The organism is Aureimonas sp. D3, assembly GCF_001463805.1.
GTDB classification, from domain to species: Bacteria; Pseudomonadota; Alphaproteobacteria; order Rhizobiales; family Rhizobiaceae; genus Aureimonas; species Aureimonas ureilytica_A.
In genome coordinates, this window is the sequence record NZ_BBWM01000046.1 from 16,741 (window position 1) to 41,473 (window position 24,733).

At 67.5% G+C, this 24,733-nt stretch carries 20 protein-coding genes; 9 read left to right on the forward strand and 11 right to left on the reverse strand.

Going from position 1 to position 24,733, the window contains the following annotated elements:
- Positions 1–137 precede the first annotated feature (137 nt).
- From AUL36_RS13765 to trxA, 9 genes are all read left to right on the forward strand, one after another.
- The gene (locus AUL36_RS13765) at positions 138–539 is read left to right on the forward strand and encodes a PTS sugar transporter subunit IIA (RefSeq protein WP_058599925.1); all 402 of its coding nucleotides are present in this window, start codon (positions 138–140) and stop codon (positions 537–539) included.
- 50 nt (positions 540–589) lie between these two features.
- Entirely contained in the window at positions 590–895 is a 306-nt protein-coding gene (locus tag AUL36_RS13770; RefSeq protein WP_058600072.1) for an HPr family phosphocarrier protein, read from the forward strand.
- A 359-nt stretch (positions 896–1,254) separates the two neighbouring features.
- Positions 1,255–2,655 (forward strand): adenosylhomocysteinase, encoded by a 1,401-nt coding sequence (gene ahcY, locus AUL36_RS13775; protein ID WP_058635998.1) that lies wholly within the window; start codon positions 1,255–1,257, stop codon positions 2,653–2,655.
- Positions 2,656–2,861: 206 nt separating this feature from the next.
- Complete coding sequence (locus tag AUL36_RS13780) at positions 2,862–5,390, forward strand: sensor histidine kinase (protein WP_244493393.1); 2,529 nt, start codon at positions 2,862–2,864, stop codon at positions 5,388–5,390.
- Positions 5,387–6,925 (forward strand): tRNA (adenosine(37)-N6)-threonylcarbamoyltransferase complex ATPase subunit type 1 TsaE, encoded by a 1,539-nt coding sequence (tsaE, locus tag AUL36_RS13785; protein WP_062221716.1) that lies wholly within the window; start codon positions 5,387–5,389, stop codon positions 6,923–6,925. The genes AUL36_RS13780 and tsaE overlap by 4 nt, the downstream gene beginning before the upstream one ends.
- Positions 6,922–7,710 carry a nucleotidyltransferase family protein gene (locus AUL36_RS13790; protein WP_062221717.1) on the forward strand — a complete coding sequence of 263 codons (789 nt, stop codon included), beginning with the start codon at positions 6,922–6,924 and terminating at the stop codon, positions 7,708–7,710. Before tsaE ends, AUL36_RS13790 begins: the two co-directional genes overlap by 4 nt.
- 182 nt (positions 7,711–7,892) lie before the next feature.
- Positions 7,893–11,003, forward strand: coding sequence for a double-strand break repair protein AddB (gene addB / locus AUL36_RS13795; protein ID WP_062221718.1), 3,111 nt, complete (start codon positions 7,893–7,895; stop codon positions 11,001–11,003).
- The gene (gene addA / locus AUL36_RS13800) at positions 11,000–14,650 is read left to right on the forward strand and encodes a double-strand break repair helicase AddA (RefSeq protein ID WP_062221719.1); all 3,651 of its coding nucleotides are present in this window, start codon (positions 11,000–11,002) and stop codon (positions 14,648–14,650) included. The genes addB and addA overlap by 4 nt, the downstream gene beginning before the upstream one ends.
- Positions 14,651–14,765: 115 nt before the next feature.
- On the forward strand, positions 14,766–15,089 hold the full coding sequence (gene trxA, locus AUL36_RS13805; protein ID WP_062221721.1) for a thioredoxin: 324 nt from the start codon (positions 14,766–14,768) through the stop codon (positions 15,087–15,089).
- A gap of 66 nt (positions 15,090–15,155) precedes the next feature.
- Here the strand turns inward: trxA and AUL36_RS13810 are convergent, their stop codons facing one another.
- The 11 genes from AUL36_RS13810 to AUL36_RS13860 form a co-directional block, all read right to left on the reverse strand.
- The gene (locus AUL36_RS13810; RefSeq protein WP_062221723.1) at positions 15,156–16,493 is read right to left on the reverse strand and encodes a bifunctional folylpolyglutamate synthase/dihydrofolate synthase; all 1,338 of its coding nucleotides are present in this window, start codon (positions 16,491–16,493) and stop codon (positions 15,156–15,158) included.
- 14 nt (positions 16,494–16,507) lie between these two features.
- A complete protein-coding gene (gene accD / locus AUL36_RS13815; protein ID WP_062221725.1) occupies positions 16,508–17,428 on the reverse strand; it encodes an acetyl-CoA carboxylase, carboxyltransferase subunit beta in 921 nt (306 codons plus the stop codon).
- Between the two features lie 65 nt (positions 17,429–17,493).
- The gene (trpA, locus tag AUL36_RS13820) at positions 17,494–18,321 is read right to left on the reverse strand and encodes a tryptophan synthase subunit alpha (RefSeq protein ID WP_058636005.1); all 828 of its coding nucleotides are present in this window, start codon (positions 18,319–18,321) and stop codon (positions 17,494–17,496) included.
- 37 nt (positions 18,322–18,358) lie between these two features.
- Positions 18,359–18,679, reverse strand: coding sequence for a divalent-cation tolerance protein CutA (cutA, locus tag AUL36_RS13825; protein ID WP_062221727.1), 321 nt, complete (start codon positions 18,677–18,679; stop codon positions 18,359–18,361).
- Between the two features lie 9 nt (positions 18,680–18,688).
- Positions 18,689–19,912, reverse strand: coding sequence for a tryptophan synthase subunit beta (trpB, locus tag AUL36_RS13830; protein WP_062221729.1), 1,224 nt, complete (start codon positions 19,910–19,912; stop codon positions 18,689–18,691).
- The gene (locus AUL36_RS13835) at positions 19,909–20,604 is read right to left on the reverse strand and encodes a phosphoribosylanthranilate isomerase (RefSeq protein ID WP_062221751.1); all 696 of its coding nucleotides are present in this window, start codon (positions 20,602–20,604) and stop codon (positions 19,909–19,911) included. Before AUL36_RS13835 ends, trpB begins: the two co-directional genes overlap by 4 nt.
- Positions 20,605–20,730: 126 nt before the next feature.
- A complete protein-coding gene (locus AUL36_RS13840; RefSeq protein WP_062221731.1) occupies positions 20,731–21,492 on the reverse strand; it encodes a M48 family metallopeptidase in 762 nt (253 codons plus the stop codon).
- A gap of 162 nt (positions 21,493–21,654) precedes the next feature.
- Positions 21,655–22,083 (reverse strand): DUF2852 domain-containing protein, encoded by a 429-nt coding sequence (locus AUL36_RS13845; protein WP_058601098.1) that lies wholly within the window; start codon positions 22,081–22,083, stop codon positions 21,655–21,657.
- A gap of 103 nt (positions 22,084–22,186) precedes the next feature.
- Positions 22,187–23,686, reverse strand: coding sequence for a polyhydroxyalkanoate depolymerase (locus AUL36_RS13850; RefSeq protein WP_082655847.1), 1,500 nt, complete (start codon positions 23,684–23,686; stop codon positions 22,187–22,189).
- Between the two features lie 131 nt (positions 23,687–23,817).
- The gene (locus AUL36_RS13855; protein WP_062221733.1) at positions 23,818–24,342 is read right to left on the reverse strand and encodes a GNAT family N-acetyltransferase; all 525 of its coding nucleotides are present in this window, start codon (positions 24,340–24,342) and stop codon (positions 23,818–23,820) included.
- Positions 24,339–24,629, reverse strand: coding sequence for a DUF1330 domain-containing protein (locus AUL36_RS13860; RefSeq protein ID WP_058636010.1), 291 nt, complete (start codon positions 24,627–24,629; stop codon positions 24,339–24,341). Before AUL36_RS13860 ends, AUL36_RS13855 begins: the two co-directional genes overlap by 4 nt.
- Positions 24,630–24,733: the final 104 nt, after the last annotated feature.

Here is a 24,733-nt window from a genome sequence, read left to right on the forward strand (position 1 = left end):
GCCCAGCGAGACCGATGTTCACTTTTTAGCCTTAGAAATCCAACAAGGAAGGCCTCTTGCTGCCTTGCGGGGGATCGGCAGCAGGCGCACAATTGTATGCCCACGAATGTGGCGACGGAGCCCGGAGCGGACAACGGATGATAGGACTTGTGCTGGTGACGCACGGCCAGCTCGCACGCGAATTCAAACTCGCCGTGGAGCATGTGGTGGGTCAGCAGGAGGCGTTCGAGACGATCTGCATCGGACCCGACGATGATATGGAAAAGCGCCGCCTGGACATCGTTCAGGCTGTTCGGGATGCCGATCGCGGCAAGGGCGTGATCATTCTCACCGACATGTTCGGGGGAACGCCGTCCAACCTCGCCATTTCCGTGATGGACGAGGGACAGATCGACGTTCTGGCGGGCGTGAACCTGCCCATGCTGATCAAGCTCGCCAGCGTGCGCGGCGAAAAGCCGATGGACCTGGCGCTGGTCGCGGCGCAGGACGCGGGGCGCAAATATATCGCCGTCGCCAGTCGCATTCTGAGCGGGCAATAGCGGACATGACCTATCGCGATCAGGATTCAGGCGGCGCGGAGACACAAGCCATGGCGAATGCGGCGCGAGCGAACGAGACCTCCGTGACGACAGCCCGAACCCTGACCATCGTCAACCGCAAGGGACTTCATGCCCGCGCCTCCGCCAAGTTCGTGCAACTGGCCGAGAGCTTCGACGCCGAGATCACCATCTCGCGCGACGGCATGTCGGTCGGCGGCCAGTCGATCATGGGGTTGATGATGCTGGCGGCCGGGCAAGGGACGACGATCGACGTGAGCGCCGAAGGGCGCGAGGCGGAAGCGGCCATGCAGGCCATCGCCGATCTCGTCGCCAATCGCTTCGGCGAGGAATGCTGACGGGCCGCTGAAACGGCGGTTACGTCCAGTTTCGTCTCACCCGTCGGATACGGCTCTTAGCAGCCGTTTGCTCCTTAAGCCCCCCTCTCGTACCGGGGGTTCGGACGGTACACGCCCCTCCCTTCGAGTAAGACCGGCCTCTCCCCTCGTCGCGCAATCGTCGCGCGCACTCCGCCCGCAAGCGATGCGCCACCCCTCGCTACGCAGCGCGTCAGGGTTCAGATAATCATATAAGCAATTCGTTATATCCTTTTGTCGCCGAGACTGCTACAGCCATGGCGAGCCGAGGTCGCCCTGCTGCGGCCCGATGTTCCGCGAGCGGGGCGCAACGCCGCCCGCTCCCTGAAGGAGAACGAGGCATGAGCGCAGCCGTTGATTATGTCGTGAAGGACCTTTCGCTGGCCGACTGGGGCCGCAAGGAACTCGACATCGCCGAAACCGAAATGCCCGGCCTGATGAGCTGCCGCGAGGAGTTCGGCACCGACAAGCCGCTCACGGGCGCGCGCATTGCCGGGTCGCTCCACATGACGATCCAGACCGCCGTCCTGATCGAAACGCTGCAGGCGCTGGGCGCGACGGTCCGCTGGGCCTCGTGCAACATCTTCTCGACGCAGGACCACGCCGCCGCCGCGATCGCGGCCGCCGGCACGCCTGTCTTCGCCGTCAAGGGCGAGACGCTGGACGAATATTGGGACTACACCGACCGCCTGTTCCAGTGGCCGGACGGCGAGCCCGCCAACATGATCCTGGACGATGGCGGTGACGCCACGATGTACATTCTGCTCGGCGCGCGCGCCGAAGCGGGCGAGGACGTCCTGTCCAACCCCGGCTCCGAAGAAGAGGAAATCCTCTTCCGCCAGATCCAGAAGCGCCTGTCGCTGTCGCCGGGCTTCTTCAAGCGCCAGCGCGACGCCATCAAGGGCGTGACCGAGGAAACCACCACGGGCGTCAACCGCCTGTACCAGTTGCAGAAGAAGGGCCTCCTCCCCTTCCCCGCGATCAACGTCAATGACAGCGTGACCAAGTCGAAATTCGACAACAAGTACGGCTGCAAGGAATCGCTGGTGGACGGCATCCGCCGCGCCACCGACGTGATGATGGCCGGCAAGGTCGCGGTGGTCTGCGGCTACGGCGATGTGGGCAAGGGCTCGGCCGCCTCGCTGGCGGGTGCCGGCGCGCGCGTCAAGGTGACGGAAGTCGATCCGATCTGCGCGCTTCAGGCGGCGATGGACGGGTTCGAGGTCGTCACGCTGGAGGACGCCGCGCCCACCGCCGACATCGTGATCACCACCACCGGCAACAAGGACGTCGTGACGCTCGACACGATGCGCCTTCTGAAAGACATGGCGATCGTCGGCAATATCGGCCATTTCGACAACGAGATTCAGGTTGCCTCGCTGCGCAACCTGACTTGGACCAACATCAAGCCCCAGGTCGACATGGTCACCTTCCCCGATGGCAAGCGGATGCTGCTTCTGTCGGAAGGCCGCCTTCTGAATCTCGGCAATGCGACGGGCCACCCGTCCTTCGTCATGTCGGCCTCGTTCACGAACCAGACGCTGGCGCAGATCGAGCTCTTCACCAAAAGCGAGAAATACGAGAACAAGGTCTATGTGCTGCCCAAGCACCTGGACGAGAAGGTCGCGCGCCTTCACCTCGGTCGTCTGGGCGTCAAGCTCTCCACCCTGTCGGACGAGCAGGCCGCCTATATCGGCGTGACGCCGCAGGGCCCGTTCAAGCCTGAGCACTACCGGTACTAACGACTCGGGGTCCTCACAAGCAGGGGTCGAATACGTCGGAGGCAACCCCTCCGGCGTATTTTCTTTTTTAACGCCTGTGCCGTTCCTGCGCTTTCTCTGAGGTTATCCACCGTTTAAGTTTTACGAATCGTCGCCCCGTTGGGGAGCGGGGCGTCGGTGACGGGGACAACTGTCTTTTCTCGAAAGGCGGCGGAGAAGGACGGGGGATGACACGACTGAAATCCATGATGAAGGCGGGTTCGGCGACCCGCTTTCTGTCTATGCTCGACACGCGATTCGGCCGGGTGCTGCGCGGCGCGCCCGCGCTGCTTCTGGCGCTCGGCGTCACGAGCGCGCGGGCTGAGGAAGCCTCCGGGGCGATGCGCCCCGAAACGGTGCTCAACCTCGCGCTGATCGGCCTCACCATCGGCGCGGCGATGATCGCCGCCGTCTGGCTGATCCGCCAGCAGGCCGCGACCGCCGAAGAGAACAAGCGCCTGCGCGCCGACCTGTCCGACGCGCTCAACGAGGCGGATCGGCGCGGCACGCTTCTGGCCGATGACAATCAGCGCCTTCTCGTCTTCAGTGGCTCCGGCGCGCCCGATCTCGTGGGCACGCTGCCCAAGCTCTTCGGCGCGCCGCAGGACACGGCCGCCTTTCTCGACTTCGAAGGCTGGATGGCCCCCGAGGAAGCGCGCGAGCTGATCCGCGCCCTGTCGCAACTGCGCAACCGCGCCGAAGCCTTCCGCATGGAAGTGGAGTCGGCCGGCGGCCATGTTCTGGAGATCGCGGGCCGCACGGCCGGCGCGCTGGCCGTGGTGCGCTTCACGCCGCTGTCGGGCCTGCGCGAGGAAATCGCGACGCTGCGCCTCGAACAGAACCGCGCCAATGGCATGATCGAAACCATGCAGGCTCTCTTCGACGCAGCGCCCCTGCCCATGTGGCTGCGCGGCGAGGATGAGCGGCTGGTCTGGGTCAACGACGCCTATGCGCGCGCCGTGGACGCGCCGGGCGTGATTTCCGCTGTGGACGCGCAGACCGAATTCCTGAACGAGCAGGACCGCGCGCAGATCGCCGCCGGCCGCGCGCAGTCGGGCCGTTTCCTGAACCGGCTCAGCGCCGTGGTGGACGCCGACCGACGCAACTTCCTGGTGGTGGACGCGGCCGGCCCCTTCGGCTCGGCGGGCCTTGCCATCGACATTTCCGAGACCGAAAGCGTGCGGCGCGAGCTGCGCGAGACCGTGCGCTCGCATTCAGAAACGCTCGACCATCTGACGACGGCCGTGGCCCGCTTCGACGACAAGACGCAGCTCGCCTATCACAATTCCGCCTTCGCCAAGCTCTTCAATCTCTCGGCGACCTATCTGGACCGCGCGCCCGATCTCGTGTCCATCCTCGACCATCTGCGCTCGGTCGGGGTGTTGCCGGACGACCGGCCGCTGCGCGACGTGAAGGCCGAGATCCAAGCCGCGCACCGCGCCACGCAGCCGACCGACGCGCTCTGGCATCTGACGGACGGGCGCACGCTGCGCGTCTTCACCAGCCCCGAGCCTTCGGGCGGCGCGAGCTGGGTGTTCGAGGACCTGACCGAAAAGCTGCAACTGGAATCGCGCCTCAACACGCTGGTGCGCCTTCAGGGCGAAACGCTCGACTATCTCAGGGAAGGCGTCGCGGTGTTCGGCCAGGATGGCCGCCTGCGCCTGTCCAATCCGATCTTCGCCGAGCTTTGGGGTCTGTCGCAGGAATTTCTGGACGCCAAGCCGCATGTCCGCGCCTTCGCGACCACCGCGACGGTCACGATCCGCCGCCCGGCGGACGGTTCGGAGCCGGAAGCCAGCTGGACCGGCTTCGCCCATGCCGTCACCGCTTTCGACGAAGCCCCGCGCGAGGCGCAATCGGGCGAGTTCGAGCTGTCCGACGGGCGGGTGCAGGCCTATGGCATCGTGCCCCTGCCCAACGGGCAGACCATGCTCACCTTCTCCGACATCACCGATGCACGCCGCGCCGAGCGGATGCTGCGCGAGAAGAACGACGCGTTGGAACATGCCTCGCGCCTCAAGAACGATTTCGTCCAGCACGTGAACTACGAGCTGCGCTCGCCGCTGACCAACATCATCGGCTTTTCCGCGCTCCTGCGCTCGCCCGAGACCGGCCCGCTCAACACGCGTCAGAGCGAATATCTCGACTATATCGGCACCTCGACCACGACACTGCTCACCATCGTCAACGACATTCTGGATCTGGCCACGATCGACGCCGGGATCATGGATCTCGATCTGGGCGACGTGGACATCGCTCATACGGTGGACCACGCGGCCGAGGCCGTGAGCGAGCGGCTGCGCGACAACGACATCCGGCTCGACATCGACATCGCGCAGGCCGGCGCGAGCTTCCGCGCCGATGGGCACCGCGTTACGCAGGTCCTCTTCAACCTTCTGTCCAACGCGGCCAATTTCGCGCCGCAAGGCTCGACCGTGCGCCTCACTGCGCGCCGGCGGGGCGACAATCTCTTCTTCGCCGTCGCCGACGAAGGCCCCGGCATCTCGCCCGCCAATGTCGAGCGCATGTTCGAGCGCTTCGAGACAGATCCGGCCGGTGGCCGGCAGTCGGGCGCGGGGCTCGGCCTTTCCATCGTCAAGAGCTTCGTGGAGCTGCATGGCGGCGACGTGACGATCTCCTCCGGCCCGAAGGGCGGCGCGGTCGTGACCTGCCGCTTCCCGCTGCGCCGGCAGGAGCGGGATCTCGCCGCCGAATGAGCCGGCTGAGTTCCGCTTTCGAACACTCGCTGCCTGACGAGGCGGCCACCGCGCGCCTCGCGGCCGACCTCGCGCTCGTTCTGAAACAAGGCGACGTGGTGGCCCTCTCCGGGGATTTGGGCGCCGGCAAGACGCATTTTGCCCGTGCCGTCATCCGGGCGCTGGCGGGCGACCCCGCGCTGGAGGTGCCCTCGCCGACCTACACGCTGGCGCAGGTCTACGAGACCCGGCCGAAGGTCACGCATTTCGATCTCTATCGCCTCGGCGACGAGAGCGAGCTGGACGAACTCGGCTTCGAAGAGGCCGTGGAAACCGGGCTCGTTCTGGTGGAATGGCCCGAGCGCGCGCCGGACACGCTGGCGAGCGCCAGCCTTCACATCGAACTGACCGACGGCCCGGCGAGCGGGCGGACGGCCCATATCCGCGCGTCGGAAGATGCGGCCAAGCGCATCGCCCGCACGCTGGCGGCGCGGGACTTTCTCGCGCAAGCCGGTTTTGCCGAGGCCGAACGCACGCCGTTTCAGGGGGACGCTTCGGCCCGCCGCTACGAGACGGTGACGGCGGAGGGCGCAGCGCCGATGATCCTCATGGACTCGCCGGCCTTGGTTCTGGGCCCGCCCGTGCGCGATGGCCTGCCCTATGCGCGCATCGCGCACACGGCCGAAACGGTCTTACCTTTCGTCGCCATCGCCCGCGCCTTGAGCGAGGCAGGCCTCGGCGCGCCGGCGATTCTCGACGCCAACCTCGATGCCGGCTTCGTGCTGATGTCCGATCTCGGGCGCGGCATCGTGCTGGATGAAACCAACTGCCCCATCCCGGAGCGCTACGAGGCCACGATGGCCGCGCTGGCGCATTGGCACGCGCACCCGCCGCGCCGCGAGCTGCCGGCGTTGGGCGATGCCGTTCATGTCGTGCCGCCCTTCGATCGAGGCGCGCTGCGCATCGAAGTCAGCCTGCTGCTCGACTGGTACTGGCCGCATCTGCGCGGCCGTCTGCCGGACGAGGCCGAGCGCCAGCGCTTCGAAACTGTCTGGAACGCTCTGTTCGACCGGTTGGAGGATGCCGAGCCCGCCATCGTCCTGCGCGATCTGCAATGGCCGAACCTCGTGTGGCGGCCGGACGAGGCCGGTCTGAAACAGGTCGCGATCCTCGACTTCCAGGACGCGATGATCGGCCCTTCGGCCTATGACGTAGCGTCACTGGCGCAGGACGCGCGGGTCGATATGCCGCTCGAACTGGAACAGCGCCTGCTCGATCACTATATCGGTCTCAGGATAGCCCAGGATGGGATTTTCGATCGCGCGCGTTTCGCGCAAGACTATGCGATCATGAGTGCGCAACGGAGCACGAAGATTCTGGGAATTTTCGTGCGCTTGTTTCGCAGGGACGGCAAGCCGCAATACCTGCGTCACATTCCGCGTATTCAATCCTATCTTCAGCGCAGCCTGATGCATCCGGTTCTCGGCGATCTCGCCGCTCTCTACCGGGACTGGGCTCTTCTCGATGACACAGCCGCCCGAACGCAGGACTTATGACGCTTCAGACCCTCGCCCCGACGCCCCTTCACGCCCGCCCGCCGCGCCGCGCGCCGAAGCCCAGGACGGCGATGATCCTGGCGGCCGGTCTCGGCAAGCGGCTGCGCCCGATCACCTCGATGATCCCCAAGCCTCTGGTCGAGATCAACGGCAAGGCGCTGATCGATTATGGCCTGGACGCGTTGGCGCGCAACGGCGTGGAGCGGGTGGTGGTCAACGTCCACTACATGGCCGACCTTCTGCGGGCGCATCTGCGCAAGCGGCGCGATATGGAAGTGATCATCTCCGACGAGAGCGACAGGCTGCTCGAATCGGGCGGCGGCATCGTGCGCGCCCTGCCGCATCTGGGCTCCGATCCCTTCTATCTCATCAATTCCGATACGTTCTGGATCGACGGCTACCGCGACAATCTCGACCTTCTGGCCGATCTCTGGAACCCGGCGGAAGCCGACATGCTGCTGCTCATCGCCGAGATGCGGCAGGCGACGGGCTATGACGGACGGGGCGACTTCACCATGGACCGCGAAGGCCGGCTGCAGCGCGTCGCCGAGCGGGACATGAGCCCCTTCATCTATGCCGGGGCCGGCATCCTGAAGCCCGATATCTTCAAGGGCCTGCCCGAGGAAAGCTTCTCGCTCAACCGCGTCTTCGACACGGCGATCGAGAACGGGCGCCTGTTCGGCGGGCGGCTGGACGGGCTCTGGCTCACCGTCGGCACGCCGCAGGCGATCCACGACGCGGAAGCCGCCTTCGCCGCCAGCGCCACGCGCGTTCAGAACGCCTGACGCCGGCCCCAGCGGGGCGGCCAGCCAAAGCATGAGAACGCGAAGCCGGCGGCTCGAACCCCGCCGGCTCCACTTGTGGCCGCGCACCGTGGACGCTCCTCAGCGCCCTTGCGATAGGCGGTGGGGGATTGCGGCGTGCCGGAGCTTGGTCTTCACCGGCCATGTCGGCTAGACTTAAGGCCATGCGCCCCAACGTCTTTTCCATTTCGCCCGGTCTGCCCTTCCTGCCGACGCTGGCGGACGGCATCCTGTCCGGCCGCTTTCTGCCCGGCCTGAGCTTCGCCGACGATCCGCTGGCTCTGGCGGAACTGACGATTCTCGTGCCGACGCGCCGCGCGGTGCGCTCGCTCGGCGAGGAATTCGCCAAGCGCCTGGGCGGCGCGGCGGCCATCCTGCCGCGCATTCGCCCCTTGGGCGATGCCGACGACCCGAGCGCCCTGTTCGAGGAAGGACCGGGGGCCGAACTCATCGCGGAGATGAACGCGCTGGAGCGCCGGCTGCTTCTCGGCCGGCTCGTGCGCATCTGGAAGGAAAGCCTCAACCGCGCGTCGCTGCGGCTCTTGGCGGGCGAAGAGCTGATCCTGCCCGCTTCCAGCGCCGACGCGCTCTATCTCGCGCAAGACCTCTGCGCCTTTCTGGACGAAGCCGTGAACGAGGAAGCGGGCCTCGGCCAACTGGCCCAGCTCGCGCCCGACCGGCTGGCCGAATGGTGGCAGCTGACGCTGACCTTTCTCCAGATCCTGACCGAGCAATGGCCGGCGATTCTGGAAGAGCGCGGAATGCAGGACCGCGCCGCCGCGCGCGTGCGCTGGTTCGACGCGGAGGCCGAGCGCCTGCGCCGGGCGCAGCCGAAAGCGCCGATCATCGTCGCGGGCACCACCGCCACCGCCCCCTCCACCGTGCGCTATCTCCAGGCCGTCGCCAATCTGCCGAACGGCGCGCTGATCCTGCCGGGGTTGGATTGCCATCTCGACGAGGAGAGCTTTCAGGCGATCGACGCCAAGCGCTCCATCGCCGCGCCGGGCCACCCGCAGCATGTCATGCGCCGGATTCTCGGTGGGCTCCTGATCGGTCGCGATCTCGTCCACTCCCTCGCCCCGGACGAAGGCGACCCGCTTCTGGCTCGCGAGCGCTTCATGTCCGATGCCCTGCGCCCGGCCGAGACCACCGACCTCTGGGCCGAGCAGGCCAGGAAGCATGGGCGGGAGGCGCTGGATGGGCTGGAACTGATCGAGGCGACCGACGAGCGCGAGGAGGCGCTCGCCATTGCGGTCGCCATTCGCGACGCGCTGTCGGACCCGGAGGCGACCGTCGCGCTGACGACGCCCGACCGCAACTTGGCGCGCCGCGTCGAGGCCGAGTTGGAACGGTTCGGGGTGCAGGCCAATGATTCCGCCGGCCGCCCGCTCTGGGCGACGCCGCCCGGCACGTTCACGCAGCTGGCTCTCGCCGCCGCCCTGGAGCCCGGCGATCCCGTCGCGCTTCTCTCGCTTCTGAAGCACCCGTTCCTGCGCCTCGGCCTGCCGGCCGCCGACGCGCGAGACGCCGCGCGCGTGGTGGAGCTCATCGCCCTGCGCGGCGGCACGGGCACGGCCGATGGCGCGACCTTGGCGAGCCTCTTTCAGCGCCGGCGAGCGGAGGCGGAAGCGCCCGGCTCGCGCGCGCCCCGCCCCGTGCGCCTCCTGTCCGACGAGGATCGCGACAAGGCGGGCAAGCTCTGCGAGGCGCTGGAACAGGCGCTGAAGCCCTTGGCGGGCCTGCGCAACGATGGCGAGGGCGAGATCGCGGATTATGCCGTTGGCCTGACGCGGGTTCTGGAAGCCCTGGGCCGGGACGAAAACGGCAACCCAACCAATCTTTACGCTGAGGAAGCCGGCATCGCGCTGCGCGATTTTCTGCGCTCGCTGGTCTCCGCGCCCGACACCGGCTTTGCCTTCCACCCGGAAGAGTTGCCCGATGTCGTGCGCGCCCTGATGAACGACGTGACCGTGCAGCCGCGCGGCGGCTTGTCGCAGCGGGTCTTCGTCTGGGGCGCTCTGGAAGCACGCCTGCAGAACGTGGACGTGATGATCCTGGGCGGCCTGAACGAGGGCGTCTGGCCCCGCGCGGCGCGCTCCGACGCCTTTCTCTCGCGCGTCATGCGCACCGAAATCGCGCTCGATCCGCCCGAGCGGCGTATCGGCCTGGCCGCGCATGATCTCTGGATGGCGCTCGGCAACCGGCGGGTCATCATGGCGCGCGCCCATCGCTCCGGCGGCTCGCCCGCCATCCGCTCGCGCTGGCTCCAGCGCATCCTGACGCTCGCCGGCAAGACGGGCGAGGCCGAGCTTCTGGAGCGCGGGCGCGTCTATCTCGACCATGCCCGTCAGTTGGACGCAGTAGACCAACAGCCGCCCGCGCGCCGGCCCGAGCCCTGCCCGCCGCTGGAGGTGCGCCCGCGCCGCGCCTCCGTCACCGAGGTCGAGACCTGGGTGCGCGATCCCTATGCGATCTATGCCCGCCGCATTCTCAGGCTCGACCCGCTGCCCGAGATGCTGCGCGCGCCGGGCGCGCCCGAGCGCGGCAATCTCTACCACGCCATTCTGCATCGCTTCGTCGCCGAAGGCGTCGACCCCGCAGCGGAAGACGCCGAGGCGAAGCTTCTCGCCATCGCGCGCGAGGAGTTCGAGCGAGAAAAGCTGCCGGCCGAAATCGAAGCCATCTGGTGGCCGCGCATGGAAACGCTGGCGCGCAACATGATCGAATGGGAGCGCGAACGCGCGCCCGGCATCGCGGAAAGCTTCACCGAAATTCGCGGCGAGGTCGCCTTTCCCGATCTGGATTTCACCCTCACCGGCTATGCCGACCGCATCGACCGCCTGAGCGACGGGCGCATCGAGATCGTGGACTACAAGACCGGCACGCATCCATCGGTCAAACAGGCGCGCACGCTGCTCGCCCCACAACTGCCGCTGGAAGCGGCCATGGCGCGGCTCGGCGGGTTCGAGGCGCTGGGGCCGGTCTCCTCCGTCGCCGATCTTCTCTATGTGCGCCTGCGCGAGCGCGAGTTCTACGACGAGCGCCTCGCCCATGGCGGCGGGCGCACGGGCGAGCCGCAATCGGGCGACGATCTCGCCACCGCCGCGCTCGCCAGCTTCCGCCGGCTCGTCGCGGCCTATCGCGCCGCTGACAAGACCTATCCCTCGCGCACGCGGCCGTTTCTTGCGGGGGACACGTCCGGTCCCTACGACCATCTGGCGCGGGCGCGGGAATGGTCGGTCGCCGGCCCGGCCGAGGAAGGAGAGGCGCTATGAACGTCCTGACGCCCAAGCTCAACGCGGCGGCGGACCCGCAGCGCATCGCCTCCGACCCCGCGCTTTCCGTTTTCGTGGCGGCCAATGCCGGCTCGGGCAAGACGCATGTTCTGACCGAGCGTGTGGTGCGCCTGCTCCTGTCGGGCGCCGAGCCCTCGCGCATCCTGTGCCTGACCTACACCAAGGCCGCCGCCGCCGAGATGCAGACGCGCGTCTTCTCGCGCCTCGCGGCCTGGACCACGATGGAGGAAGCCGCGCTCGGCCGCGCGCTGGAGGCTCTGGAGCAGAAGCGCCCCTCGCGCGAGCGCATCGCGCGGGCACGCCGGCTTTTCGCCTGCGCGCTGGAAACGCCGGGCGGGTTGAAGATCCAGACCATCCACGCCTTCTGCGAGGCGATCCTCCATCAATTCCCGATTGAGGCCAATATTCCCGGCCATTTCGAGGTGATGGACGAGACGGAAAGCGCGCTGCTTCTGGGCGAAGCGCGGCGCATGTTCGTCGCCGGCTCGACCGACGAGCCAGATGATCCCGAGCGCGCCGAGTTGACCCTCGCCTTTGCCGACGCGCTGACGCTGGCGGGCGAATGGGGGCTCGACGCGCTGCTCGGCGAAATCGTTGCCAAGCGTGACCGCATCCGCCGCCATCTCGCCTCCACCGGGGGCGTGGAAGGCGCGGTGCCGCGCCTGCGCGAGGCGCTAGGCTTGAGGGAGGATGACGACGAGGACACGATCCTCGCCGGAGCCATCGACCCGCCGGGCTTCGAGGAGAGCTTTCGCGAAGCGCTGGCGGAAGCCGCCGCCCGCTCGGTCAAGGCGACCGACGCCAAGCTTGTGGACAAGCTCGGCGCTTTCGAAGCGGCCGAGACCCCGGCGCGCCGCTTCGAGGCGCTGCGCGAGATCGTGCAGAAGAAGGATGGCGGACGCTACAAGCCGTCCTCCGTCGCGACCAAGGCCGTGGCCGACGCCTTCCCGGATTTCGCCGACCGGCTGGAGGAAGCCGCCGACTTCATGGACGCCGCCTGCGAGCGGCTGGCGACGCTACGCCTGTTCCGCGCCAGCCGCGCCGCGCTCACCATCGCCGAAAAGCTGGAGGGCGATTATCAGGCGCTCAAGCGCAAGCGCGGGCGGCTCGACTTCGAAGACCTGATCGTGCGCACGGCCGATCTTCTCCTGCGCTCGGAGGCGTCGAGCTGGGTCCATTTCAAGCTGGATCAGGGCATCGACCATGTTCTGGTGGACGAGGCGCAGGACACGAGCCCGCGCCAGTGGGAGGTTGTGCGGCAACTGGTGGAGGAGTTCTTCGCCGGCGGCACGGCCCGCAAGATGCCGCGCACCATCTTCGCCGTGGGCGACGAGAAACAGTCGATCTACTCCTTCCAGGGCGCCTCGCCCGCCATGTTCACCAATGAGCGGCTGAACCTCCAGCGCCTCGCGGAAGCCGCAGGCCTGCCCTTCGAGCGGGTCGAACTACATCGCTCCTTCCGCTCGGTGGCCGATGTTCTCAACGCGGTGGATCAGGTCTTCGCCGAGCCGGAGGACCGGCGCGGCCTCACCTTCGGCGGCGAGCCGCCGGTGCATGTCTCGGCGCGTGGGGCCGAGCCGGGCCTGATCGAGGTCTGGCCGGCGCTCGTCCCTTCAGCCAGGTCTGAATCCGACGACTGGCTCGACCCGATCGACCACGAGCCGGAAGCCTCCCCGGCCAACCGGCTGGCGCGGCGCATTGCTGAGACGATCAAGGGCTGGATCGGCGAGCCGATCAGCGTGAAGGGCGAGCGGCGCGCGCTGGGCGCGGGCGACGTGCTCGTTCTCGTGCGCAAGCGCTCGGGCTTCGTGGGGGCCATGGGCGCGGCGCTGCGTGAAGCCGGCATTCCCGTCGCGGGCGCGGACCGGCTCGTCATCACGCAGCATATCGCCGTGTCCGACCTCATCGCGCTCGGCCGCACCGTGTCCAACGCCGAGGACGAACTCTCGCTCGCCGCCGTGCTCAAGAGCCCGCTTTTCGGCTTTTCCGACGACGACCTGATGGCGCTCGCCCTATCGCGCCGCAACGAGGGCCGGCCCGAGCCGCTCTACCTCGCGCTGCGTCTCTTGACCTTCCGCGACGCGGGCAAGCGCCTGCCCGATTTCGTGAAGGGCCCGGCGCGCGAGGCGCTGCTGGTGAAGGCGAGCGCGGCGTTCAAGCGGCTGGAGGAACTTCGCCGGCGCGCGGGCTTCGAGTCGGTCTTCACCTTCTTTGCCCGCATTTTGGGGCCGGAGGGCGGACGCGCCCAGCTTGTCGCCCGGCTGGGGCGCGACGCGGGCGATGTGGTGGACGCGTTTCTCGATCTGGCGCTCGCCGAGGAATCGGCCGGGCGCGGCGGGCTCGACGCCTTTCTGGCCGACCTCGAAGCCTCGCCGCCCGAGATCAAGCGCGAGATGGAAGGCGGGCGCGGCGAGGTGCGGATCATGACGACCCACGCCTCCAAGGGGCTGGAAGCGCCCGTCGTGTTTCTGGTCGATCCCGGCTCCGCGCCCTTCAGCCACAGCCATGGGGCGAAGCTCCTGGAATGGGGCGATATGCCGGGCCTCGCGCCCGACCAGCCGCCCGGTTTCCTCTGGTGCCCAGAATCGGCCCTGCGCAACGACGTGGTGCGCGCGTTGCAAGAGCGCGAGCGCGCTCTCGCGGAGGACGAATATCGACGGCTTCTTTATGTCGGCATGACACGCGCGGCCGACCGGCTCGTGGTGTGCGGCCTGTCGGGCACGCGCGGGCCGGACGCCGCCTCCTGGCTGCAACGGGTGGAAAGCGCCCTCGCCCCCCATGCGCGCGAGATCAAGGACACGGAGACGGGCGAGCGCCTCGCCTTGCGCTTGGGTGCCGACCCCGCGCGGGACCGGCTGGCCGCGGCCGCTCTTGCCCCTCAGGCCGCTCCCTCGCGCGAGCTGGACCTGTCACCGCTGCCCGAAGAGCCGCCCCCGCCGCGCCCGCTCGCTCCGTCCACGGCCGGCGGCGCGCATCGCATCGAAACGCTGGAGGAGCTCGACATCCAGCCGCGCGAGCCGGACGAGGCGCTGACGCCGGATGCGCTTTCGCCGGTTCTGGGCGGCGGACGGGAGCCGGGCGTCGCCATCCGGCGCGGCACGCTGGTCCACAAGCTCCTGCAAATCCTGCCCGACATCGCGCCGGAGGATCGAGAAGAACGTGCGCGCCTCTTCCTCGACGTCGCCGGTGCGTTCCTGACGGAGGAGGATCGCGAAGCCGTGCTGCAGCGCGCCTGCGGTCTTCTGAAAGATCCGCGATTCTCCCCCTATTTCGCGGAAGGCAGCCGCGCCGAGGTCTCCGTTTCGGGCCGGCTGGAACTCGGTGGCCATTCCTATGTCGTGAACGGTTCGATCGACCGGCTCCGCGTCGAGGGCGGGATCGTGCGCATTCTCGATTACAAGACGAACAGAGTGTTCACCGAAACGCCAGAGGACGTGCCGCCGCCCTATGTCCTGCAGCTCGCGCTCTACCGCGAACTCCTGAAGCCGCTCTATCCCAAGGCCGAGATACGGGCGGCTCTGCTCTATACCGAGGGGCCGGTGCTGGTGGAGATCGGGGCCAAGGCCATGGACCGCGCCATCGCCGCGCGGGCCCGTCAGGCTGCGGGTGCGAAGGGCTCGGCTTGAAGAGGCCCCTCCGGCCATCTACCTATGGACGACAGAACGGGAGCGTCTCACGTGAGTCGCTTCCATTCCCCTTCCCCTCGCCGGGCTTGAGCCCGGCCTTCACCGGAGCCTGACCATGGCCACCAAGAAGACCGACAACAGCAGCTTCCAGTCCGACGTTCTGCAGAACGCCAAGCCCGTCGTGGTGGACTTCTGGGCTGAGTGGTGCGGCCCCTGCAAGATGATCGCCCCGGCGCTCGAGGAAATCTCGGAAGAGATGGGCGCGGTCGACATCGTGAAGGTGAATATCGACGAGAACCCGGACCTCGCCGCGCAGTTCGGCGTGCGCTCGATCCCGACGCTGATGCTGTTCAAGAATGGCGAGCAGGCCTCGGTTCAGGTCGGCGCGGCCCCCAAGTCCAAGCTCGTCGCCTGGATCAATTCCAACGTCGCGGCCTGATTCACTCGGCCCGAAACGTCAAAAGCCCGCGCGGTGCGCGGGCTTTTTTATGAGCGAGCCACACGATCAGCGCGGTGCGAGACCGCTTTCGCGCAGGACATCGCCCGCCAGATAGAGCGAGCCGCAGACGAGAAAGCGCGGCGCGGGGCTCGACTGCCAGCCCGTGGACACCAGTCGGATCGCCTCTTCCACGCTGTCGCAGGGCTCGGCCTCCAGCCCCGCGTCGATCGCGGCATCGGCCAGCTCTTCCGCCGAAAGTCCGCTGTCGGACGAGCGGATCGGCACGGTGAAGACATGGCGCGCCATGCCGGCGAAGGCTTCGAAGAAGCCGACCGGCTCCTTGGTGTTCAGCATTCCCGCGATCAGGAACAGCGGGCGCTGCGTTCGGTCTTCCAGATCGGCCAGAGCTTCTGCCACGACGAGGCCGGCGCCGGGATTGTGCCCGCCATCCAGCCAAAGTTCGGAGCCGGGAACGCAAAGATCGAAGAGCCGGCCCGACGTGATGCGCTGGAGACGCCCCGGCCATTCGACGCGCGTCAGCCCCGCTTCGATCGCGGCCTGCGACGGATCGAAGCCGCCCGCGCGCAGTGCCGCGATGGCGGTCGCCGCATTGCCGAGCTGGTGGCGGCCGGGCAGGCGCGGCATCGGCAGGTCCATCAGCCCGCGTTCGTCCTGATAGACGAGGCGGCCATGCTCCTCGAACGCGATGAAATCCTGCCCGTAAACTCGGACACGCGCGCCGGTCCGCTCCGCCTCGCGGCACAGAACGCTCAGCGCCCCTTCGCTGGTCTGCGGGCCGATGACGACGGGCACGCCGCGCTTGAAGATGCCGGCCTTCTCGCCCGCGATCTTCTCGACCGTATCCCCGAGGAAAGCCTGATGATCCAGCGAGATCGCGGTGACGACACTGACCGCCGCCGTCTCGATCACGTTGGTGGCGTCGAAGCGCCCGCCCAGCCCGACCTCCAGAACGGTTGCATCGGCCGGGTGTTCGGCAAAGAGCACGAAGGCGACCGCCGTCAGAAGCTCGAACACGGTGATGGGCCGGCCCGCGTTGACGCTGGCGACGCGGCGGATCGTCTCCGCCAGTTCCTCGTCCGACACGAGTTCGCCGCGCCCGCTGGAGCGACCCAGCCGGTAGCGCTCGCGCCAATCCACCAGATGCGGCGAGGTGTGGACATGCACCGCACGGCCCGCCGCCTCCAGAATGGCGCGGGAAAAGGCTGAGGTGGAGCCCTTTCCATTGGTGCCCGCGACATGGATCGTCGGCGGCAGGCGAAGCTGCGGAGTGCCGAGATCGGCCAGGAGGCGCAGAATCCGATCGAGCTTCAGGTCGAAGCCCTTGGGATGCAGTTCGAGAAGCTTGCCGATTTCCTGATCGGCAAGGCTTGGAACGGATGTCACGGGCGCTCCGGGTGTCAGGCGGCGTCGGCTTCGGCCGGAACCGAGTCGTCGTTTTCGGGCGGCGGTGGCAAAAGCGCGACCGGCGTCTTGGTCAGAACTTTCAGAAGGCGCGCGATCGTGCCTTTCAGCTCATGGCGATGGACCACCATGTCCACCATGCCATGCTCCATCAGATATTCGGAGCGCTGGAAGCCTTCGGGCAGCTTTTCGCGGATCGTCTGCTCGATGACGCGCGCGCCGGCAAAGCCGATCACCGCGCCGGGCTCGGCGATGTGAACATCGCCCAGCATGGCGTAGGAGGCCGTCACGCCGCCCGTGGTCGGATTGGTGAGAACGACGATATAGGGAAGGCCGGCATCCTTCACCATGTCGACCGCGACCGTCGTGCGCGGCAGCTGCATGAGGGACAGGATGCCTTCCTGCATCCGCGCGCCGCCCGAGCCCGCGAAGAGAACCAGCGGACGCTTGCGATCCACCGCCGTTTCGGCCGCCGTGACGATGGCCTCGCCCGCCGCCATGCCAAGCGAGCCACCCATGAAGGCGAAGTCCTGAACGGCGGCGACGATCGGCAGCGTCTCGATCTCGCCGGCCGCCACCAGCACGGAATCCTCAAGACCCGTCTTGGTCTTGTATTCCTTCAAACGGTCCGTGTAGCGCTTGGAATCGCGGAACTTCAGCGGGTCCAGCGGCACCTTTTCCAGCGCGATCTCCTCGAAGACGCCGCCGTCGAAGAAATGGGTCAGGCGATCGCGCGCCCCGATCTTCATATGAACGTCGGACGATGGGATGACGAACTGGTTGGCTTCCAGATCCTTGTGAAAGACCATCTCGCCCGTTTCCGGGCACTTGATCCACAGGTTCTCCGGCAGTTCGCGCGAGGGCTGGCCGAGAAGGCTGGTCAGCTTGGGGCGAACGTAATTGGTGATCCAGTTCATCGGGGCGATCCCTCGGAAATGCGTGTCGCCCGCAGCGGGCGCGAAAGGGTGAGATGGCGTGCCGCTCAGGCCGCCGCAAGCTTCAGATCGGCAAGGCCGCCGGCCAGCTCGCGCACGAGCCCGCAGACCGCATCGACCACGGCCTGCGTGCCGCCCTCGGCCGCGCCTTCCATGGCCGCGACGAGCGCCGAGCCGACGACGACGCCGTCCGCATGGCGGCCGATGGCGCGGGCCTGCTCGGCCGTGCGCACGCCGAAGCCGACGCAGACGGGCAGCGAGGTCTGGCCCTTGATGCGCTGAACGGCGGCCGACACGGCCGACGCGTCGGGCGCGGCGGAGCCGGTGATGCCGTTGATCGACACGTAGTAGACGAAGCCCGACGTGTTCTTGAGAACCGCCGGCAGGCGCTTCTCGTCGGTCGTGGGCGTCGCGAGACGCACGAAGTTCAGCCCGCCCTCCACGGCCGGCAGGCACAGCTCGTCGTCCATCTCGGGCGGCAGATCGACCACGATCAGCCCATCGACGCCCGCCGCCTTGGCATCGGCCACGAAGCGATCGACGCCGTATATATAGACCGGGTTAAAATAGCCCATGAGAATGATGGGCGTGCGATCGTCGATCTCCCGGAAGCTTCGCACCGTCTCCAGCGTGCGGCCCAGCGTCTCGCCGGCGTTCAGCGCGCGCAGGCCGGCGCGCTGGATCGCCGGGCCATCCGCCATCGGGTCGGAAAAGGGCATGCCGAGTTCGATCAGATCGGCACCCGCGCCCGGCAGGCCCTTGAGCACTTCGAGCGTCGTCGCCCCGTCCGGGTCGCCCGCCATGATGAAGGTCACAAGCGCGGGCCGCCCTTCGGCCTTGAGATCGGCAAAGCGCGTTTCGATGCGTGTCGTCATGGGAAAGCCTCGCGCCCGGTTCGTCATCCAGAGTTCGTCAAGAGGATGCGATACAGGCGTCCGCGATCCATCTCAAGGTGGCCTCGTCCGCCAGCATAGGCGTTCCCAGGATCGCAGGCGTCTCATAGGGGTGCAGATCGCGGATCGCGGCGGCCACGCTCTCGAAAAGATCGGCCCGCGTTTTCAGGACAAGCGGCACTTCGGCCGCCCGCTCGATCGTCCCGTTCCACCAGTAGCGGCTTTCGATCGGCGCGCCGATCTGGCAGCAGGCCACCAGATGCCGGCCTAGGAGTGCATCGGCGATCTCGCGCGCCGTCGCCTCGTCCGGGCAGGTCACGTCGATCGAGATCGCATGCATGGCTTGTCCTTAGATCTCCAGCCCCATGGACTTGGCGATCGTGTGGACATCCTTGTCGCCGCGCCCGGAGAGGCAAAGGACGATGGACTGGTCCGGGCGCATGGTGGGCGCGATCTTGGCGACATGGGCGAGGCCATGAGCCGATTCCAGCGCCGGGATGATGCCTTCCATGCGGGTGCAGAGATGGAAGGCGTCCACCGCTTCCGTGTCCGTCACCGGCACATAGGAGACGCGGCCGGTGTCGCGCAGCCAAGCGTGCTCGGGACCGACGCCGGGATAATCGAGGCCGGCGGAGATGGAATGGCCTTCCAGAATCTGACCGCTTTCGTCCTGAAGGAGATAGGTGCGGTTGCCGTGGAGCACGCCGGGCCGGCCGCCGCTCATGGAGGCGGCATGGCCGTTTGGCACGTCGATCCCATGACCGCCCGCTTCCGCGCCGTAGATCGCGACGGAAGGATCGTCCAGGAAGGCGCGGAACATGCCGATGGCGTTGGACCCGCCGCCGACGCAGGCGACCACGGCGTCCGGTAGCGCGCCGGTCTCATCCAGCATCTGCTGGCGCGTTTCGTCGCCGATGATCTGCTGGAAGTCGCGCACCATGGCGGGATAGGGATGCGGGCCGGCGGCGGTGCCGATCAGGTAATAGGTGTCCTCGACATTGGTCACCCAGTCGCGCAGCGCCTCGTTCATGGCGTCCTTCAGCGTGCCCGCGCCCGCCGTCACCGCGCGCACCTCGGCGCCGAGCAGCTTCATGCGGAAGACATTGGGCTTCTGGCGCTCGACATCCGTCGCGCCCATGAAGACGACGCACGGCATGCCGAAGCGCGCGCAGACGGTGGCGGTGGCAACACCATGCTGGCCGGCGCCGGTTTCGGCGATGATGCGCGTCTTGCCCATGCGGCGGGCGAGCAGGATCTGGCCGAGGCAGTTGTTGATCTTGTGCGAGCCGGTGTGGTTCAGCTCCTCGCGCTTGAAGTAGACGCGCGCGCCGCCGAAATGCTCCGTCAGCCGCTCGGCGAAATAGAGCGGGCTCGGGCGGCCGGTATAATGGGTTTGGAGATCGGCGAGTTGCGAGAGAAAGCTCTCGTCGGTCTTGGCCGCCTTGTAGGCCGCCTCCAGGTCCAGAATGATGGGCATCAGCGTTTCGGCAACGAAACGACCGCCGAACAGGCCGAAACGGCCATCATCGTCCGGGCCGAGCTTGAAGGAATTGGGGGTCGGGATCTCGGTCATGCGAAGCGTCGCTCAAGGCTGGAGGAAGCATCAGACGCGCCAGCCAGCGCAGCGGCGTCGAGCGCGTCGAAGAAACGGTGGATCAGGCCGGCATCCTTGCGACCCGGGGCGGATTCCAGGCCCGAGGAGGCGTCGAGCCCCTGCGGGCGAACGCGGCGCACGGCCTCGGCCACGTTGGACGGGTTGATGCCGCCCGACAGAAGGAACTGACGGTCCTCGCCGAGCGCGTCGAGCAGGCTCCAGTCGAAGGACACGCCGTTGCCGCCCGGCAAGACCGAGCCCTTGGGGCGCTTGGCATCCAGCAGGATGCGGTCGGCGACGGGACGAAACCGGGCGACGGCCTCCAGATCCTGCGGCACCGAAACGGAAATCGCCTTCATCACCGGCAGGCCGGTCAGCGCCGCGATCTCGGCGACGCGCGCGGGAGACTCGGAGCCGTGAAGCTGCAACGTGTCGGGCCGGATGCGCTCGGCGATGCGGGCCAGCGTCTCGTTGTCCGCATCGACGGTGACGACGGTCACGGCCGCGCGGCCCAGTGCATGGGCGCGCAGTCGGACCATCGCGTCCATCTCCAGATGGCGCGGGCTCGGGGCGAAGTGAATAAAGCCGATTTCCTTGCCGCCGCGCTCCAGCACGGTGTCGATATCGGCTTCGGTCTTCAGTCCGCAGATCTTGATATGCGGTCGTGTCACGCGTTCATCCCGGTTCGGCCGATCGAAGCGGCCCGTGAGGCTCAAGCTCGTGTAAAGACAGTCTTATCGCCTCGGAATACGGCGAGTGTAAAGCGCGGCGCCGGTTTGCCAATGCATTTGCGACGATCAGCCCGCCGAAAAACGAACCGCATGGAGGCCGGAGCCCTCCGTGCGCAGCCAGGCCCGCCCCGCATCCATGCCCGGGCAAAGCTCGCGGCAGAGCGACCAGAAGCCGGGGCCATGATTCATCTCCCGGAGATGCGCCATTTCATGGGCGACGAGATAGTCCAGCACGAAGGGCGGGGCCATAACGATGCGCCAGGAAAAGGACAGGCGCTGGTCGGCCGTGCAGGAACCCCAACGGCTCGTCGTGTCTTTCAGCGAAATGGAGCGCGGGCGAAGGCCGAGTTGCGCGCTATGGCGCTCCACCGCCGCCTCCAGATCGCGCCGGGCTTCGCGCTTCAGGGCGTCGGCGACGCGCCGCGCCGTATGGGCCGGCTCGCCGCCGACATGAAGACGCCAGTCGCCGCCCTCGCGCGGCGGCGGATCGAGCCGCGTCAGCCGCCGTGCGGGATCGTGCACCACCAGAAGCGCCCCGCCCCGGAAGGGCAGGCGCGCGCCATCGCAGACCAGTTGGGGTGCGGGGCCGAGCCGCTCTTCCACCCAGCCGCGATGGCGTTCCAGAAAGTCGAGAACGGTGGCGCGCGCCGTGCGGCGCGGGACGGTGAGCCGGACCCCGCCCCCGCCCGGCGTCATGCGCATGGTGATGCGACGCGCGGTCGGATGCTCGCGCACCTCCAGGGGAACGCGCCGCTCGGCCACGAGCAATTCCTCCGGCAAGGCGGGTTTCCGGGCCTTCGGGAGAATGGATTTCAGAAAACGCGACATCCCGTCTCTTCGGCCGCAAGGCTCCGTTCCGACACAAGAAACGATACGCCAATCCGGCGCATTCGGACCTTCTTCTAGCGCCTTGCGACACAGGCTGGAAGGCATACGAAAAAGCCGCCGGACGAACCGGCGGCTTTCGATGTCTGCGACGAGCCAGGCAGATCAGTTGCGAACGATATCGGCATCCACCGCGCCGGCACGGCGGCCGCGCTGGCTCATGAAGCGATCGAACTCCTCTCGGTCCTTGGCGCGGCGCAGTTCGCGCGCATAGGACTCGAACTCGGCGCTGGCATTGTCGAGCCGGCGGCGCTCTTCGTCGAGGCGCTTCAGCTCGGTGTCGCGCCATTCGTCGAAAGCGAGATTGCCGGTCGCGCCGGCCTGGAACGGCATCCGGGCGCCCGAACGGCGAAACCCGTCCACGACCTTATCGGTCGCGCGGTTCACGTCGAAGCGGAAGGCCTCCAGCCGGTCGCCCCACAGGATATAGGCGAGAACGGCAAGGCCGAGCGGCCAATAGGCCATGAAGCCCAGAACCATCAGCGCGATCGTGGCAGGGGTCCAGGCGGGGCGGATCAAGGCGTGAGATTTCATGTCGTGGTGTCCATCAACCGAAAGCCCATGGGTAGCGGGCAGCGATCCCATAGATCGAGATGGTGGCGAAGCGGGGGCGATTCAACGCCGCCCCCGTTTTCCCTCACGACTTCCGCTTGACCTTGCGTAGTGCCTTCATCAGGCCCGACGCGCCCTTGGCGGGGCTCGCCGCCTCGTCCACCCCGTGAGGCAAGTCGAGTTCGGCGGCGCGATGCTCGGCCTCCATGGCCGCTTCCTCGATCGGATCGGCCGGAGGGGCGAGCGTCAGTTCGGCCATGGGCGCGGGCGCCGCGCCCGCAGGGTCGGGCACCTCGTCTTTCGAGCCGCTGGCGTCCGTGGATGCGGGGGAAGGCTGGGCGGCGCGGCGCTCACGCGCCTGGAGCCCGTGCGTCAGAGCGAAGTCGATGATGCGCGGGGCGATCTCGGCGCGGAAGCGCGAGCCGTTGAAGACGCCGTAATGGCCGACCTTGGGCTGGAGATAATGGACGCGCATGTCGTCTGGGATGGAGGAGCAGAGGGTCTGCGCCGCGCGGGTCTGGCCGACGCCGGAAATATCGTCGTTCTCGCCCTCGACCGTCAGAAGGGCGGTGTGGCGGATCTTGCTCATGTCGAGCCGAAGGCCCCGATGGGTGATCTCGCCGCGCGGCAGCGAATGGTTGATGAAGACCTCTTCCACCGTCTGGAGATAGAACTCGGCGGTCAGGTCCATCACGGCATTGTATTCGTCGTAGAAGATACGATGCTTCTCGGCGGAATCGCCGTCGTTCTTCACCAGATGCCAGAAGAAGTCCTTATGGGCGATCAGGTGCCGGTCGAGATTCATCGACATGAAGCCGGTGAGTTGCAGAAAACCGGGATAGACATCGCGCATGAAGCCGGGATGGGGAAAAGGCACCTTCATCACGGCATTGTCGCGGAACCAGTCGATGCCCTTGGATTCGGCCAGACGGTTCACCCCGGTCGGGTTGACGCGGGTGTCGATCGGCCCGCCCATCAGGGTCATCGAGGCGGGGGCGGCGGGGTCCTCGTCATGCGCCATGCGCGCGGCGGCCATCATGACGGGCACGGCCGGCTGGCAGACGCCGATCACATGCGTGTCCGGCCCGAGGAAATGCAGCATCTCGATGATGTAATCGACGTAATCGTCGAGGTCGAACCGGCCCTCCGTCAGCGGCACGAGGCGCGCGTCGATCCAGTCCGTGATGTAGACTTCGGCATAGGGCAGGAGCGCCTCCACCGTGCCGCGCAGAAGCGTGGCATAATGGCCCGACATGGGTGCGACGATCAGGAAGCGCGGATTCGCCGGGCGCTCCTTGGGCAGGGCGCGCTCGAAATGCACCAGTCGCGCGAAGGGCTTGGTCATCACCGTGCGGTCCACCACCGGCACCCGGAGCCCGCCCACCAGCGTGTCGTGGATCTGCCATTCCGGCTTGCTGTAAACGCGGGTGGTGCGCTCGAACAGCTCCGCCATGGCGGCGACCGTGCGCCCCATTTCCGTCCCGGCCAGCGGGTTCATGGGGTTCTGGTAGAAGGTGCGGGTCGCGTCCGCCATCGCTCGAAAGGGAGCGAGAACGGCATGGTTCCATTCATAGAGCTCGTACAAGCGTCTCACTCCTTGTCCGGGCCGGGTCGATCCCCGGTCTCGGCACCACTATAGCAGTCAAATGCAATCTTTTCCTTGCGCCCTCGTTCCCGGCCCTTTCATGGCGAGCGCAACTCCGGCGCTGAAATGGATCAAAGCCAGCGGATCAGAAGGCGTCGCTCCCCTAAGGAAGCATCGTCCGGGCATTGCGCGCTGATTTGCTTGCGCAGGGCTGGCGTCCAGTTTTCGGGATCGACCGCCAGAAAGCGATGGCGCTCGGCAAAGCGGATCGCATTGGCCTCCCGCGCGTCGGAGAGGCCAAGCGCGCGGCAGAAGAACCAGTTCGCCCGCGCGGTGACCGCGCCGAGCAGCGCCGTGCCGAGCCCATGGCGACGATGAGCGGGATCGACCGCGAGCGCGCCGATCCAGAAACAGCCTTCCGACCCGTCTCCGTCATCCTCTCCAGCCAGCAGAGAGAGGGGCGCGGCGGTGGCAAAACCCGCGATCGGGCCATGGTCCAACGCCGCGACGAAAACCTCGTAGCGCGGCAGACGCGCCTCAAAGGAAGCGTCGGAGCCAAGGCCCACATCGCTTACCGCTGCGATGGCGCAAACGGCCGGAAGATCGCCCGGCTCCATCCCGCGAATGCGATGGGACGCCGGGCCGAACCTCGTCAATCGACGCCTTCCACGATCAGGATATCGGCCGTGGACACGGCCTCGCGAATCCCCTTGCCGGTCTGATATTCGGCCGAGCGGTAGCAGGCGAGCGCGTCCTCCATGGAGGCGAACTCGATCACCACGTTGCGCGCGCGGGTGTTGCCCTCCAGCGGCTCGAACGGCCCGCCCCGCGCCAGGAACTTCGCGCCGTGGCGCTGGAGCGCGGGCGCGGCCGCCGCGATATAATCCTGATAGCGCTCGGGGTCGCTCACATCGACATGGGCGATCCAATAGGCCTTGGGCATGGGTCTCTCCTCCCCGTTCGAAAGCAGTTCGCGCCATGATGGCCCGCCCCTCCTGCCGGGCGCAAGGCGGCAAGCCGCCCGCCCGGCAGGGGCGCACGATCCGG

Bases quoted from the DNA above. Each gene is read 5' to 3' on its own strand.
- AUL36_RS13765 (WP_058599925.1), top strand. From the start codon at position 138: ATGATAGGACTTGTGCTGGTGACGCACGGCCAGCTCGCACGCGAATTC.
- AUL36_RS13770 (WP_058600072.1), top strand. From the start codon at position 590: ATGGCGAATGCGGCGCGAGCGAACGAGACCTCCGTGACGACAGCCCGA.
- ahcY (WP_058635998.1), top strand. From the start codon at position 1,255: ATGAGCGCAGCCGTTGATTATGTCGTGAAGGACCTTTCGCTGGCCGAC.
- AUL36_RS13780 (WP_244493393.1), top strand. From the start codon at position 2,862: ATGACACGACTGAAATCCATGATGAAGGCGGGTTCGGCGACCCGCTTT.
- tsaE (WP_062221716.1), top strand. From the start codon at position 5,387: ATGAGCCGGCTGAGTTCCGCTTTCGAACACTCGCTGCCTGACGAGGCG.
- AUL36_RS13790 (WP_062221717.1), top strand. From the start codon at position 6,922: ATGACGCTTCAGACCCTCGCCCCGACGCCCCTTCACGCCCGCCCGCCG.
- addB (WP_062221718.1), top strand. From the start codon at position 7,893: ATGCGCCCCAACGTCTTTTCCATTTCGCCCGGTCTGCCCTTCCTGCCG.
- addA (WP_062221719.1), top strand. From the start codon at position 11,000: ATGAACGTCCTGACGCCCAAGCTCAACGCGGCGGCGGACCCGCAGCGC.
- trxA (WP_062221721.1), top strand. From the start codon at position 14,766: ATGGCCACCAAGAAGACCGACAACAGCAGCTTCCAGTCCGACGTTCTG.
- accD (WP_062221725.1), bottom strand. From the start codon at position 17,428: ATGAACTGGATCACCAATTACGTTCGCCCCAAGCTGACCAGCCTTCTC.
- trpA (WP_058636005.1), bottom strand. From the start codon at position 18,321: ATGACGACACGCATCGAAACGCGCTTTGCCGATCTCAAGGCCGAAGGG.
- cutA (WP_062221727.1), bottom strand. From the start codon at position 18,679: ATGCATGCGATCTCGATCGACGTGACCTGCCCGGACGAGGCGACGGCG.
- trpB (WP_062221729.1), bottom strand. From the start codon at position 19,912: ATGACCGAGATCCCGACCCCCAATTCCTTCAAGCTCGGCCCGGACGAT.
- AUL36_RS13840 (WP_062221731.1), bottom strand. From the start codon at position 21,492: ATGTCGCGTTTTCTGAAATCCATTCTCCCGAAGGCCCGGAAACCCGCC.
- AUL36_RS13845 (WP_058601098.1), bottom strand. From the start codon at position 22,083: ATGAAATCTCACGCCTTGATCCGCCCCGCCTGGACCCCTGCCACGATC.
- AUL36_RS13860 (WP_058636010.1), bottom strand. From the start codon at position 24,629: ATGCCCAAGGCCTATTGGATCGCCCATGTCGATGTGAGCGACCCCGAG.